General features: G+C 44.7%; 13 protein-coding genes and 1 pseudogene. 6 read left to right on the forward strand and 8 right to left on the reverse strand.

What is annotated here, in order from left to right; all coding sequences use genetic code 11:
* Positions 1-29 precede the first annotated feature (29 nt).
* The 8 genes from atpG to OC193_RS17800 form a co-directional block, all read right to left on the reverse strand.
* Positions 30-899 (reverse strand): F0F1 ATP synthase subunit gamma, encoded by an 870-nt coding sequence (gene atpG, locus OC193_RS17765; protein ID WP_017064727.1) that lies wholly within the window; start codon positions 897-899, stop codon positions 30-32.
* 46 nt (positions 900-945) lie between these two features.
* Positions 946-2,487: a F0F1 ATP synthase subunit alpha gene (atpA, locus tag OC193_RS17770; protein ID WP_048608585.1), complete on the reverse strand. Its 1,542-nt coding sequence runs from the start codon at positions 2,485-2,487 to the stop codon at positions 946-948.
* Positions 2,488-2,496: 9 nt separating this feature from the next.
* The gene (locus OC193_RS17775) at positions 2,497-3,048 is read right to left on the reverse strand and encodes a F0F1 ATP synthase subunit delta (protein WP_048608584.1); all 552 of its coding nucleotides are present in this window, start codon (positions 3,046-3,048) and stop codon (positions 2,497-2,499) included.
* Positions 3,049-3,059: 11 nt separating this feature from the next.
* A complete protein-coding gene (locus tag OC193_RS17780; protein ID WP_017060839.1) occupies positions 3,060-3,530 on the reverse strand; it encodes a F0F1 ATP synthase subunit B in 471 nt (156 codons plus the stop codon).
* A 54-nt stretch (positions 3,531-3,584) separates the two neighbouring features.
* Positions 3,585-3,821 (reverse strand): F0F1 ATP synthase subunit C, encoded by a 237-nt coding sequence (atpE, locus tag OC193_RS17785; protein ID WP_004730405.1) that lies wholly within the window; start codon positions 3,819-3,821, stop codon positions 3,585-3,587.
* 45 nt (positions 3,822-3,866) lie between these two features.
* Positions 3,867-4,637 (reverse strand): F0F1 ATP synthase subunit A, encoded by a 771-nt coding sequence (atpB, locus tag OC193_RS17790; RefSeq protein WP_048608583.1) that lies wholly within the window; start codon positions 4,635-4,637, stop codon positions 3,867-3,869.
* Between the two features lies 1 nt (position 4,638).
* On the reverse strand, positions 4,639-5,040 hold the full coding sequence (locus OC193_RS17795) for an ATP synthase subunit I (RefSeq protein ID WP_048608582.1): 402 nt from the start codon (positions 5,038-5,040) through the stop codon (positions 4,639-4,641).
* Positions 5,041-5,760: 720 nt separating this feature from the next.
* A complete protein-coding gene (locus tag OC193_RS17800; protein WP_048663444.1) occupies positions 5,761-6,642 on the reverse strand; it encodes a LysR family transcriptional regulator in 882 nt (293 codons plus the stop codon).
* Between the two features lie 157 nt (positions 6,643-6,799).
* Here OC193_RS17800 and OC193_RS17805 point away from each other — a divergent pair, with 157 nt between their 5' ends.
* The 6 genes and pseudogenes from OC193_RS17805 (at position 6,800) to OC193_RS17830 (ending at position 14,621) form a co-directional block, all read left to right on the forward strand.
* The gene (locus OC193_RS17805; RefSeq protein ID WP_048663445.1) at positions 6,800-7,198 is read left to right on the forward strand and encodes a RidA family protein; all 399 of its coding nucleotides are present in this window, start codon (positions 6,800-6,802) and stop codon (positions 7,196-7,198) included.
* 199 nt (positions 7,199-7,397) lie between these two features.
* On the forward strand, positions 7,398-8,858 hold the full coding sequence (locus OC193_RS17810; protein ID WP_048660323.1) for an aldehyde dehydrogenase family protein: 1,461 nt from the start codon (positions 7,398-7,400) through the stop codon (positions 8,856-8,858).
* A gap of 182 nt (positions 8,859-9,040) precedes the next feature.
* Positions 9,041-10,036 carry a membrane dipeptidase gene (locus OC193_RS17815; protein ID WP_017060833.1) on the forward strand — a complete coding sequence of 332 codons (996 nt, stop codon included), beginning with the start codon at positions 9,041-9,043 and terminating at the stop codon, positions 10,034-10,036.
* A 230-nt stretch (positions 10,037-10,266) separates the two neighbouring features.
* A complete protein-coding gene (locus OC193_RS17820; RefSeq protein WP_048660322.1) occupies positions 10,267-11,862 on the forward strand; it encodes a BCCT family transporter in 1,596 nt (531 codons plus the stop codon).
* A 223-nt stretch (positions 11,863-12,085) separates the two neighbouring features.
* Positions 12,086-13,887 (forward strand): annotated as a pseudogene (locus tag OC193_RS17825) (hypothetical protein).
* Complete coding sequence (locus OC193_RS17830) at positions 13,884-14,621, forward strand: DUF3726 domain-containing protein (protein ID WP_048660319.1); 738 nt, start codon at positions 13,884-13,886, stop codon at positions 14,619-14,621. Before OC193_RS17825 ends, OC193_RS17830 begins: the two are co-directional and overlap by 4 nt.
* Positions 14,622-14,940 lie beyond the last annotated feature (319 nt).

Raw genomic sequence — 14,940 nt, forward strand, 5'->3', positions numbered from 1 at the left:
TTCTGTTCTTGACCCAGTCTTTTCTAGCCCTAGACAGCTTGTGCACCTGAGACTATTTCACTCAGCTCTTGGGTAATGGCAGCCTGACGCGCCTTGTTGTAGACCAATTGCAAGTCGTCAATGAGTTGGCCTGCGTTATCAGTCGCCGCTTTCATTGCAACCATTCGGGCTGCTTGCTCACAGGCAATGCTCTCAACAATGCCTTGATACACTTGCGATTCGATGTATCGATGTAACAGTTCTGAGAGTATGTCTTTGGGTGCTTGCTCATAGATGTAGTCCCAACGACGCGCTTTTTTAGGCTCACCACCTTCCTCAGAATCCGAAGGGTGGGGGAGCAACTGCAAGGTCGTTGGCGCTTGAACCATGGTGTTGACGAACTGGTTGTAAACGAGATACAAGCTATCGATCTTGCCTTCGTCGTAATGCCCCAGCATCGCGTTCACCGTACCTAAGATGTCTTCTAACTTAGGTGTGTCGCCAAGACCTGACGTTTGTGCAATGACGTTGCCGCCGCGTTGGAAGAACGAGATAGCCTTAGATCCCACTAAGGTTGTTTCTACCTCGACTCCCTTGGTGCGCCATTGCTCCATTTCTTCTAACACTTTCTTGAACAAGTTTGAGTTCAAGCCACCGCACAAGCCGCGATCGGACGAGATAATGATGTAAGCAACACGCTTAGGTTCACGCTGTTGCAGGTAAGGGTGCTGGTATTCCAGCGAACCCGATGCAACATGAGAGATAACTTTTCGCATGTTCTCGGCGTAGGGGCGAGTTAGCGTCATGTTGTCTTGAACCTTGCGCATCTTACTTGCTGCAACCATTTCCATTGCGCTAGTGATTTTCTGAGTGTTACTAACACTGGCTATCTTGGTGCGAATTTCTTTAGTACTTGCCATAATCTGCTCCTATTTGTTTTGATTTCCAGCTAACAAACCGGAGCACTTACCAAGCTTTCATCCCAACAAAACCTTCTAGGATCTCTTTAAGAGCGCCGTCGATTTCGTCGTTGTAATCGCCTGTCGCGTTAATTTTTTCGAATAGCGCAGGGTTTTGACCTTTGGCGTAAGCAATCAGTTCTTCTTCAAAACGGGCAATGTTGCTTAGTTCAACACCGACCAAGTAGCCTTTCTCTGCAGCGTAAATAACCGTTGCTTGCTCAGCGACTGACATTGGGGAGTATTGTTTTTGCTTCATTAACTCGGTAACACGTTCACCATGGTCTAGCTGTTTACGCGTCATCTCATCTAGGTCAGAAGAGAACTGAGCAAATGCTGCTAGCTCGCGGTATTGAGCTAATGAAGTACGGATACCACCAGACAGTTTCTTGATGATCTTGCATTGTGCCGCACCACCCACACGAGATACCGAGATACCTGGGTCTACTGCAGGACGTAGGCCTGAGTTAAACAGTTGGGTTTGAAGGAAAACCTGACCATCGGTGATGGAGATTACGTTGGTTGGTACAAATGCTGATACGTCACCCGCCTGAGTTTCAATGATAGGAAGCGCTGTTAATGAACCAGTTTGACCTTTCACTTCACCGTTAGTGAACTTCTCTACATACTCTGCATTCACTCGTGCTGCACGTTCTAGTAGGCGTGAGTGAAGGTAGAATACGTCGCCAGGGAAGGCTTCACGACCTGGTGGGCGTTTCAATAGCAATGAGATTTGACGGTAAGCAACGGCTTGTTTTGATAGGTCATCATAGATGATCAGCGCATCTTCACCGCGGTCACGGAAGTATTCACCCATGGTGCAACCCGCATAAGGGGCTAGGTATTGAAGCGCTGCAGACTCTGATGCTGACGCCACAACGACGATGGTGTTTTTTAGCGCATCGTGGTCTTCGAGTTTACGAACCACGTTAGCGATAGTGGAGGCTTTTTGGCCAATAGCCACATACACACATTTGATGCCAGAATCTTTCTGATTGATGATCGCATCGATAGCTAACGCTGTTTTACCCGTCTGACGGTCACCGATGATAAGTTCACGTTGACCTCGGCCGATTGGCACCATGGTATCAACCGCTTTGTAGCCAGTTTGAATCGGTTGATCGACTGACTTACGTTCGATTACACCGGGTGCAATCACTTCTACAGGGTCGAGTCGGTCACAACTCACTGGGCCTTTGCCATCGATTGGCTCGCCTAATGTGTTTACTACACGGCCAAGAAGTCCATTGCCGACGGGTACTTCCAAGATACGACCTGTACCTTTCACTTTCATACCTTCAGAGAGGTCAGTGTAGGGGCCCATAACCACGGCACCTACTGAGTGGGTATCGAGGTTAAGTGCGAGTGCGTATTTACCACCTGGTAGCTCAATCATCTCACCTTGCATAACATCAGCAAGGCCATTGATTGTGATGATGCCATCACGAACCGATACGATAGTGCCTTCGTTGCGAGCCTCGGTGCTCACATTAAATTTCGAGATGCGTTCTTTGATTAGATCGCTGATTTCATTTGAATTTAATTGCATAATTGTTACCTATCTCGCGTGAAGTTGATGAGCCAATCGGTCAATTGATGTGTTTAAAGAACCATCGATAACGGTTTCACCCGCCTTGATGACCATTCCACCCACTAACGTGTCATCAATAACCTGCTTCATTTCAACCTGACGCTCTAATTTCTTCTCAAGTGCAGCTGTTAATGACGTAACTTGATCTTGTGTCAGCATTTCAGAACTGGTGACAGTGACAGGCACTACACGCTCATGTTCGTCCTTTAGCTCGCAGAACAATTCAAACAGGTCTCTTACAACAGAAAGACGGCCGTTCTCGGCCAAGACTCTAATAAGATTAATGACGTGGTCATCAACGAGTCCTTGGCAAATATGAATGATGAGGTTTGCCAGCTCTTCTGTTTGGTGTGTAGAAGCCCCTTCAGCTGAAGAAATCTGACTAGCGATCGTTTCTTCTTCCGCGACAGCTACAAGAATGGACAGCATTGAGTGCCACTCTTGTAACTGGTTTTCACCTAAAGCAAATTCAAACGATGCTTTGGCGTAGGGATGAGCAATATTGGTGTAATCTGACATATTGCCTCTCCTTAGAGTTCGCTAATCATTTGGTCAACTAGCGCTCGGTTCGTTGCGGAATCTAGGTTTTTGCTAATCAGTTTCTGTGCACTTTGAATCACTGCGTCTGCCATATCCGCCTGAAGTTCACGGCGTATCTTTTGGCGTTCGCCTTCTAGCTCAGCTCTACCTTGTTCTAAGATGCGTGCCTTTTCTTGCTCGGCTTCTTGTTGCGCTAAGCTGATGATTTCATTGCGGCGTTTTCGGCCTTGTTCAACCAGTTCAGTCACATCTTTTCTTGCATCTTCGATGAGTTGCGCGCCATTTGATTTTGCTAGTTCTAGCTCTTTCGCAGCGTTCTCTGAGTGGCGTAAACCATCAGCGATTTCTTTTTGGCGCTCGTCTAACATCGCGGTGAGAGGGGGCCATACATATTTCATGCAGAGCCAAACAAAAATCACGAATGAGATTGCTTGTCCAAACATGCTTGCATTTAAGTTCATACCTTCCTCACTAAATCTTGATTATGTATAAATCGATCTTTCAAAGCGGTTTGATTAAGCCACGGCGAAGATGATGTATAGACCGATACCAACACCAATCATCGGTACTGCATCCACAAGACCCATCATGATGAAGAATTGAGTACGAAGCATTGGAGTAAGGTCTGGTTGACGCGCAACACCTTCAAGGTATTTACCTGCTAAGTTACCAATACCAGATGCTGCACCTGCTGCACCTAAACCGATCAGTAATGCACCTGCTACATATAAAACTGCGCTTACGATATCCATTTGTATCTCCGAAAATAATTTGTTAGTTAATTTTTTAGTTATTAATTAGTGGTGTTCTTCTGTTGCCATTCCTAAATAAACAACGGTCAGTACCATAAATATAAATGCTTGTAAGAATACGATTAATATGTGGAATAAGGCCCAAGGTACACTCAGTGCCCACTGCATCCACCAAGGCATTAGTGCAATAAGGATGAATATCATCTCGCCTGCATACATATTTCCGAATAATCGTAAGCCTAGTGATATTGGCTTTGAAATTAATGTTATTAATTCAAGAACTAAGTTAACAGGATATAAAAGAGGGTTATCAAATGGCTGAGTAGTTAGCTCTTTGATAAAGCCTTTCAAACCTTTATTTTTAAATGTATAGGTTAACAGTAGAATAAACACACCGAGTGCCATCGACATTGGTATATTTACGTCTGCCGTTGGTAGGTCTCTAAAGTGCTCTAGACCCACAGCTCGAGTTAACCCCGGGATTAAATCAATGGGTAATAGGTCGACTGCATTCATTAACAGCACCCAAACAAAAGTGGTTAATGCCAGTGGTCCTATTAATTTATCTTCCGCTTGAAAAATCTCTTTGACGAGATTATTAACGAAGTCAAAGACAAGCTCGATAAAACATTGAAAACGACCTGGAACGCCGCTAGTGCCACGAGTGGCTACATACCGAAATGCACCGATGAAAAGTAAACCTGTAATCCAAGATACCAACATCGAGTCAATGTTAAACGCCCAGAAACCATCACCTGTAGTTAAGAAGGTTAAGTGATGCTCTATGTATTCGTGAGCGGTAGTTACTTGATCCATACTACGCGTACTCCGATCTATTAGAGGCGGTAATAAACGGTGTTAAGAAGTATCCAACCATAGTAAAGATGTACGCATATAATATTACTGGGTTATCCAATTTGAAAAACTGGAACGCCAAGATAAACATTAAAAACGTATATGTTATTTTTACGACACGACTCATTTGCATTAAGTCACGTAAACTATAATTAGGATTCTTACGCACCTTTAGGCTTGCATATATAAATCCAAACAGCGGTGGCAACATCGCAATTACGATGCCCAAAGCTGATGATTCCATATCTACTTTATTACCAAAAAACACTTCATATAAAACTACACCGATGGCTAATACTATTTGGCAGAGAACAACTCTTTTAGCGGCAACAAGGATGTCGCTACTAATCCCATTAAGCCTCATAATAAAACCTTATGTTAAACAGTGTAAGTTAATATAAAACACAGTTTAAATTTAACTTGTTACTACATTTCACTTGTTAATAACACTTGATTTGCTTTAAAGAAAAACCCTTGCTGGTTTTATATCTCCTGACGAAATTAAACGAATTAAGCTAATTCGCTATCGTTTCGACAAAATATAAATTACGCCTAAAATTATGTGATCAAAACGACAAATATCGACATCAATAATTCCATTTTTGAAAGATATATTTTTCATTTATGAAAGTAATAGTTTTATTACTTTATTCATGAATATTTAAGATGCTTTATCCTCATGAAAAAGAGGGGCTTTTTAGGAGGGTTCAGCGAGCGAAATTATCAATTTATGATCTTATCAATTAAGAGTATTCAAACACTTAGGTTCATTTTCAAGTTGAACTGCGAAGTGTGGTTTTGGCCACGGTTACGCTTGTTTGAGCCAATGATGGAAGAGCTCTTTGTTCTGGGAAATTAAACGTACGTCGCTCCTTATCAATAAGCGAATAATTTTTATATTGTTGTCAGCTTGTCACTATTTGCGTGCGAGAGAGTGAAAATTCAGCGCCTAAATGTTGATGATATAGGAGTGAAGTGGGGGGATTGGGTTTATGAGAAGCATGGTGCGGAGAAGAAACACCGAGTTTTGAGGAAGTAAATGGCAGCAAAACGCTGCCTAATTTACTCAATCTAGGCTCAGTTATTACTCTTCATAACTGAGGTATTGAATACATAAGTCATGAAAAGCCTGTGCTTGTGGTGAGATCGTACGATCAGACAATCTGAAAATACCAATTTGTCGTTGCAAGGGCGGGTCAATTAACGGAATCCACACCAAGCGGGTTTCATTCGTTGGGAAAGCCAGCTTAGGTAGCGTGGTCACGCCTATCCCGAGCTCTAACACCGAAAACAGCGAGGTAATGTTCTCGACTGAGTATAGGGCTTGTTCGCTGAGCATGCGCGCAGGCGTTGGGTCTAGTAGGGTGCAAGTCCCGTTCCGAATGAAGGGCTGTTTTAACAAAGTTTGCCATTCGATTCCTCCCCGTTGAGAGGCAATAGGGTTGTCTTTGAGGCACACCACACCGATAGGATCAGAAAGTAAAGGCGTGAAGTCGATGCTCTCTTCTTCTAAATGGGAGCTATTGCCGAGGGCAACATCCACCTCGCCAGAGAGTAACCTTGCTTCTACACCTGCCGCATTATCATCAATCAAACTCACTTCTACATTAGGGTACTGCTCACAAAAAGCCCCTAAAACACTGGGGATTAGTTTTGCGGCTACCGAAGGCACGCTCGCTATTCGAACTCTTCCTTGTTGTCCTGCTGCCGCTGCGCGTAGGTCATTGTCTAATGCTTTGTAAACATTCAGGAATTGAATGATTTTTGGCAGGCATATTTCCCCGAAAGGTGTCAGGGTTGATTTGTTGCCTGTTTCAAACAGTGGCTGACCAAGTATTTTTTCTAGCTCTTTTATCGACGTAGAAAGTGCCGCTTGCGAGCGATTTGCGCGGTGAGATGCTGCTCGAAATCCGCCTTCTTCGACCACTAAAACAAAATGTTTTAACTGTTGTAGCTTAATACTCATGGCACTGATCCTTCTCTAGCCCTTGCTATACCTTACTTTTCACAAGGTGATAGGTTTTATTTATCAAATGCACAAAATTTACCGTTAGATTTATCATTCGTCAAGGTGCAGTATTTAACCATCTTGAAACATAGTTGTTACAAAGTTGGATGAAATCGTGAACGCACAAACTAAAAAACACCCAGTAAAAACCGAGCTTTTCGCTTCAAAAGCACCACTAGAGTGGGCAATCGTTAATAACGGCACTCTATACACAGCGCAGATTCCAATTGATGAAACTGGCGCAGTAGTAGAGGGCGGTATTGAAGCGCAAACGCGTCAGACTTTTAACAACCTTGTTCATACGTTGGAGTGTGCAGGCGAACCTATGGATTCAGTGCTGCAAGTTCTGATCTACGTGACAGATCGTGAATACCTAAAAACGGTAAACAGCGTATACGGAGAATACTTCAATGCACCTTATCCAAACCGTGCTGCGGTCGTCGTTGCCGGGTTAGCAAGAGAAGAAATGTTGGTTGAGTTCGTGGTTTATGCATCAGCATCTCAACCTGAATAATTCGACTGTGAACTAAGGCTATTTGCGGATCAAAACTCTTTTGAATTAAAGCGGTTTATTGATACAAGCGATCGGGTTCACTTCAGATACAAAATGTACGACTTATTTTAGCAATTAATTACCTGAATATTAACAGTTTATTAATTAACCAAATGGTTGCCAGACTCAACCGCAACCTAACCGTTACAAGGACAGAATGATGACTCAATTACAGAATGTTCAAGCAGAAAGCGCACTTTACATTGGCGGCGAATGGCAAGCTGGTGTAAGCACCGTTACGAACATTAACCCATCAGATATTTCTGAAAACATCGGTAACTTTGCACAAGCAAGCGCAGAGCAAGTTCAACAAGCGATTTCAGCGGCAAAACACGCTCAACCAGAGTGGGAAAAAACGCCGATTGAACGCAAGCAAGCGGTACTTCAAGCGATTGGTGATGAGCTGATTGCACGTTGTGATGAACTAGGCACACTACTTTCGCGTGAAGAAGGTAAGCCTTTTGCTGAAGGTCGTGGTGAGATTTACCGTGCAGGACAGTTCTTCCAATACTTTGCGGCTGAAGTGCTTCGTCAAATTGGTGACAACGCGGATTCAGTGCGCCCAGGCGTTTCTGTTGAAGTGACTCGTGAAGCGGTAGGCGTTATCGGCATCATCTCTCCTTGGAACTTCCCGACAGCAACGGCTGCTTGGAAAATTGCTCCAGCACTGGCTTTCGGTAACAGCGTTATCTGGAAACCAGCAAACCTAACACCAGCAAGTGCGGTTGCGCTTACTGAGATAATCCACCGTCAAGGTATCCCTGCAGGTACGTTCAACCTTGTTTTGGGTAGCGGTTCAACAGTGGGTGATGCACTGATCAACTCTAAAGAAGTGAACGGTGTGAGCTTTACTGGTTCGGTTGATACGGGTCGTAAAGTAGCAGCCGCTACCGCACCAAACTTCGTTCGTTGCCAACTAGAAATGGGCAGTAAGAACGCACTTGTGGTTGCTGACGATGCTGATATCCAAACAGCAGTTGATGCAACTATCGCAGGTTCATTCTCTGGCGCAGGTCAAAAATGTACAGCATCTTCTCGTCTAGTGGTTATGGACGGCATTCACGACCAATACGTTGAAGCACTGATTAAGCGTATGAGCGAGCTGAAAGTGGGTCACGCACTAGAAGAAGGCGTGTTCATGGGGCCGGTAGTTGACGGTAACCAACTTGAAGCAAACCTAGGCTGGGTTGAGAAAGCGCGTCAAAGCGGCGGTGAGCTGGCATTTGGTGGTGAACGCTTGAGCATGCAACACGAAGGTTTTTACATGTCTCCAACGCTGTTCTTAAACACTAAGAACGATTGGGAAGTGAACCAAGAGGAAGTGTTCGCACCAATGGCAAGCGTGATTCGTGTGGCTGACCTAGAAGAAGCTATCGCGACGACCAACGATACTCGCTTTGGTCTAACAGGCGGCATAATTACTCAGAGCCTACGTACTAGCGCAATGTTCAAGCAACAAGCGCAAACAGGTTGTGTGATGGTGAACCTACCAACAGCAGGCACGGATTACCACGTACCGTTTGGCGGCCGTAAAGAGTCTAGCTTCGGTCCTCGTGAGCAAGGTCAATACGCGAAAGAGTTCTACACAGTGGTTAAGACGGCTTACCAGCGTCCTTACTAGATAGATCTCTATTAATTGACGTTCTATTAATGAAAAGTGGCCTGATTCACAGAGTCAGGCCAACATTCAAACCAAAGCAGCAAACGAACTTAGACAAGTGATTTAACCCATTTTTGAAAACATGTTACTTGAGCGTGTTTTCAAAACCGAGCTAGAACACTGAGCTTTCAATAGGAGTGGTTATGTACCAGCAACGGATTGTTATAGATGGATTGCAATACTGCAATTGGAATAGAGAATACTTCCAAACACTAAAGGCGAGCGGCATTACAGCAGTTCACGCTACCGCGGTTTACCATGAGACAGCTCGTGAAACCTTATCTCGCTTTGCAGAGTGGAACTTAAGATTCGAGCAGAACGCAGACCTTATTATGCCGATTCACTCAATGGCTGATGTTGAGACTGCAAAAGCGACCGGTAAAGTCGGTATTTTCCTTGGTGCTCAAAACTGTTCTCCAATCGACGATGAGATCGGTCTTATCGAAGTGATGCGTAAGCAAGGTCTTTTGATCATGCAACTGACGTACAACAACCAGAGCTTACTGGCGACAGGTTGCTACGAGAAGAACGACACTGGTATTACTCGCTTTGGTAAACAAGCCATCGAAGAGATGAACCGAGTGGGCATGATCATCGATATGTCTCACAGTGCCGAGCGCTCAACACTTGAAGCGATTGACTTGTCTTCTCGTCCTATTTGTATCAGTCACGCGAACCCGACGTTCGCTCATGATGCATTACGAAACAAATCAAACGATGTGATTAAAGCCCTAACCGCACGCGGTGGCTTAATCGGATTCAGCTTATACCCATTCCACCTACCAAATGGCAGCCAATGTACATTGGAAGACTTTTGCCAGATGGTTGCGACTACCGCTGACATGGTCGGCGTAGAGCACCTTGGTATTGGCAGTGACCTATGCTTAAACCAACCTCAAGCCGTTCTTGAGTGGATGAGAAATGGTCGTTGGTCTAAAGCTATGGACTACGGTGAAGGCTCTGCGAACAACTCAGGTTGGCCAGATGCGTTGCCTTGGTTCTGTGGTAGTGCGGGTATGGAAAATATTTATAACGGATTGATGCGTCATGGTTTCAGCGAGTCTGAAGCTGGGCAAGTCTTGGGAGAAAACTGGTTTAACTTCTTGAAAGATGGCCTAGAGCCTCAAACCAAGGGTTAACGATTTCTCGCAAGCCATCATCGAATTAGCAGCCTTCTAACAAACGTTCAATTAGCAAGTGCTGCTTAAACCAATTTCACTATTCAAAAGGAACAACGGTCTATTTCGCAACGCGGTAACCCAAACATGGATTAGCCTGCCCAACACAAAAAACAATAGGGCAGGTGTTAAATACACCCTTGTAGTCATCATTCAAATGACAGCTGCAAAGAAACCTCTGGAGTCAGAGTATGTCTGATTTAACCAATAGCGTGAAATCTTCAAGCTTAAATGCGGGTCAAGCACACACAACAAGCAACACAAACGGGTCTGAGTCTACATCAGATAAATTAGGTCTATCCAACCCAGCACTTTGGTACAGCGGCGGCTTTATCGCTCTGTTCGTGGCACTTGCTCTATTTGATGGCGAGCTGTTATCAAGCCTAGTAAACGCTGGCTTTGCATGGTCTGTAAAAGTGTTCGGTCCTTACTGGCAAATGCTTCTTCTTCTGACTTTTCTTATTGGTCTTGGCCTTGCGGCAGGGCGAACAGGCAAGGTTATCCTAGGCGGCATCGCTAAACCTGAAATGGATGGTTTCCGTTGGATGGCGATCATCTTCTGTACGCTACTGGCAGGCGGCGGCGTATTTTGGGCAGCAGCAGAGCCTATTGCTCACTACGTTAGCCCACCACCATTGTACGGCGCACAAGAAAACGCACAGCAAGGCGCGGTGAATGCGTTATCGCAATCCTTCATGCACTGGGGTTTCTTAGCATGGGCTATCGTCGGCAGCTTAACGTCTATCGTGGTTATGCACCTTCACTACGACAAAGGCTTGCCGCTTAAACCTCGTATTTTGCTTTACCCAGTATTGGGTGAGCGTGCACTGAAAGGCCACACAGGCGCATTGATTGATGCATGTTGTATTGTCGCAGTAGCGGCGGGCACCATCGGTCCTATCGGCTTCTTAGGCTTGCAAGTCAGCTACGCACTGAACGCACTGTTTGATATTCCAGATGGTTTCACAACACAGCTAATCATCATTCTGTTCGCAATCGTTTTATACACATTATCGGCATTAAGTGGTCTTAACCGCGGGATGCAAATGCTAAGCCGTTACAACGTAATTTTGGCAATGGCATTGATGGTCTACATCCTGATCTTTGGTCCAACGAACTTTATCTTCAATGGCTACATTCAAGGTGTAGGCAGCATGATTGATAACTTCATCCCAATGGCGACTTACCGTGGTGACGAAGGTTGGTTGAGCTGGTGGACAGTGTTCTTCTGGGGTTGGTTCTTAGGTTACGGCCCAATGATGGCAATCTTCATCGCTCGTATTTCACGCGGTCGTAGTATACGCCAATTGGTATCAACCATTAGCCTTATCGCACCGTTTGTTACTTGCTTCTGGTTCACGATTGTTGGTGGCTCTGGTCTTGCGTTCGAAATCGCAGATCCGGGTAGCGTAAGTAAGGCATTTGAAGGCTTTAACTTACCAGGCGCACTACTAGCTGTGACTCAGCAATTACCAATGCCAATGCTGATATCTATTTTGTTCTTGATCTTAACAACGATCTTCATCGTAACGACTGGTGACTCAATGACTTACACCATCAGTGTAGTTATCAGTGGTGAGACAGAACCCAATGCAATTATTCGTACCTTCTGGGGTGTGATGATGGGGGTAACAGCGTTAATTCTGATTTCCCTAGGTTCTGGCGGTATTTCAGCGCTGCAATCCTTCATTGTTATCACCGCGGTACCGGTTTCCTTAATCTTGCTGCCATCACTTTGGAACGCGCCTCAAATCGCAATCAAGATGGCAAAAGAGCAGGGGCTGTAATAATAAGGCTCTGTAAGAAACTGATTAAATAAGAACAAATCAGCCTTTGAAAGAAGGCTGATGCAAAATTCCGAAAGGAACAAAAAACCGTACTGGTGAAGATACATCGGGCGGCACGTATTTAGGTCAATTGATCTAGTCAGGACAAAATAATAAGGGGTGAGCTCGCTTGCCCCAAATAACGTGAAAGCTAACCAACACACTGTAAAAACGAATGCTTCAAATGATGGCAACGATCGGTTCTGAATGGCTAGCAAAATCCTATAACTATAAGGTGGTGAGCAAATGGATGCACATCGTTCTACCTACACTGAATCAGCACTACGTGACGCGACTGTCGTCATGGCACCGGAAAGGCTAGGTGCAATGCACCAAACACGTATCAGCTTCGTTAGAACTCTGATTCGTAAAATGGCTCAGCAAGAATGGAAAGTGACGAAACATGAGTGGCAATTAGACGCTCAAGGTTTTGGTCATGTTATCTATAAGCTTGCGACGCCAAACCATGTTTATCATTTGGTTGTTTTCTGCGATGAGATTGCAGATGACGAACGAAATGACCGTGTAATTGCTGAAAAGTGGGACGTAACGTTTGCGCTTGTTCTTGGTGATGTTGATGTCGCCCTACTTGAAAGACTTCGTGCGAACGTACCGCTTCAAGAAGCAGGCCGTAATCCAAATAACGTGCTTGTGTTGGCGCGTGCAAACAAAAGTGTACGTGTGTTTGAACACATCGTGAGTCACTTGGCTAAAGGTGTTCAACCAACGCCAAAAGAGCTGGCTGAAGTGGGTTACATCCTGCGAACGACAGCGGTATACGGTAATGGCAAATTTGGCATTGCTGACTTTAAAATCTTAGAGAAAAATGAAGATTTTAATCAGTCGTTTAGTGCGCAAATGTGTGCGGTTTATATGCTGCGTGAGTTCAGCCTAGATTGGGTTCATTACCTAGCCGAGCAACAGGGCGGTGAACAAGCGATTACCTTGCATAGAGGATTACAGCGTTACCTTGGTGTTGGTAATGCGACTGGTTTAGGCATGGCGCCATACCTGATTAACCACCCGAGTATTGTCGATCAGTGGATGACAACACGTGAGCATGCATTAGCTGACGTGTTAGTTAGTCACACGGATACGGCGTTGATTGAGCCACTACGTACATTAGTTAAAAAAGCGGTTTGTCATTTAGAACAAGTCGTTACCATCAATGAAAACCAGCAAGAGTTGAACAAAGTAGCGGTTGATGAATTAAAACACGCAGAGCAATCGCTAGAAGTGTCTGTCAGCCAATGTGATACGTGGGCGCAGTTAGTTGAACAATCTAAGCACATGAGTATGGAAGCCCAAGAAATCCTTATCTCATGCTTGATGGAATTGTACCCAGAATTAGTGGACGCCCATCAAGAGCAAATGAATTGCAGCGAAACACTGTCGCTTCCAAGTGGTAAAAAGATTCAAGACCTTTTGGTTGTGTTAGAAGAAAAGTACCGTTGGGCTATCACGACCGACTTTACTAAAGCCGAAAACAACTACTGGTTCTGGTACCGCTCTCAAGATAAAGAAGAACCAAGACTCGGTGTTCGAGGTGAAGAGCTAGGCGAAGAGCGTGAACTGCCGCTGGATATAGGCCGTCAAGCTTACCGTTTGTACCATGCTTTATTGCAGTTTGCGCCAGAGCTTTCATTGGCTGAGTTCCTTGTTAAGCAGCCACAGCATCGTGCTATTGCACGTCGTGTATGGACGCTAGGCAACAAAGCGATGGGCGACATTCAAATGAATGTTCTGCACCAAGATTCGCCACCAATGCACTTACTGCGTTGCAAGCTTGCGATGTTTGGTGCGACTAAGTTTGATCCTCGCTCAGACCGTTGGGTACGAGTGACGTTTTTCCAAGGTGCGCCATTGCTTGATGAAATTCATCAGGACGAATGGGTGTTCCCAGTATTACCAAGTGAAGCGGAGCTCGCTGATTCACAAAAAGCTACTACACATATTAATGCTCAACATGGAGGTAAATCGTTATGATCGTTTCTCACAATGAACTGGTAGCGGCCGTCAATAAAGCCTTTCTGGGTATGCGCCGTACATGTGGTGAAGCCGATGTGATAGCGAACATGGTGGCAGATTTACAAATGGTGGGGTTGGATGGTGTTCGTCATTTTAACAATGCGAGCAACTTCATTGGGTTAGAAGACGATTGCCCAGTGGACATTCAAGTGCTTAGCGATAACACGGTTGAAGTTGACCTGCACAAGGCAAGTTTAGCGTGCCACCTACCTGTGGTGATGGATTACGCGATTGAAAAAATGGTCGGCAAGAAGACGCTGAAAATTGAGTTAAACAACTGTCATAACCGCTGGCTAGCGTACAGCGAGCTTGTGAAACTGGCGGCGAAGGGCATCGCGTGTACTGCACGTTGGGATAATGGCTCCAACCCTAAGAGCACTTTGTATGTGCTTAACCGTGGTTGCGTTGCACCAGAATTGTTTTTATCAGATTTGCCTCTGGCATCGGACGATCATATCCACAATATGACCATCGAGCTTTCCGTCCAGGATTTCGATATCGAACGTTTGTCAGATGGCTACCAAACACACATTGAATCGGAAGCGCTTTTTAAAACTCAAGAGAAGGCGTGGAACGAGGGCATTGAAGTTGACGATGGAGAGTGGGGCGCGTTGAAAGAAACGGCCACGGCTATCCTTGTTGAAAACAGCCAACGTTCAATTCAAGGTGCAGGTGAGCTAGAAGCTTCTTAGCTTTATTTTATAGAGCTTTATTTTATAGAGCTTTAGTTTATAGATATTTAGCTTATAGAAACTGAGCCTATAAATCCTGAGCTTATTGAATTTATAAACCTCATTTACAACAGATAAAACCAAAGAGCTTAACGTATCCTCACCTCGTTAAGCTCTTTTTATTTGTGTTCTACTTTTGTTCTTCCTCTCAATAGGTCACACCTTAAACTCTCTGTTTTGACACAAGTTGTCACGCGTTGAAGGTTAATTGAACGATTAGATGAAGTACCTTCACAATCATGTTAAACAAACGGTTTCTTTTACAAGCCACTATGCGTAT

Source organism: Vibrio crassostreae, from assembly GCF_024347415.1.
Taxonomy (GTDB): domain Bacteria; phylum Pseudomonadota; class Gammaproteobacteria; order Enterobacterales; family Vibrionaceae; genus Vibrio; species Vibrio crassostreae.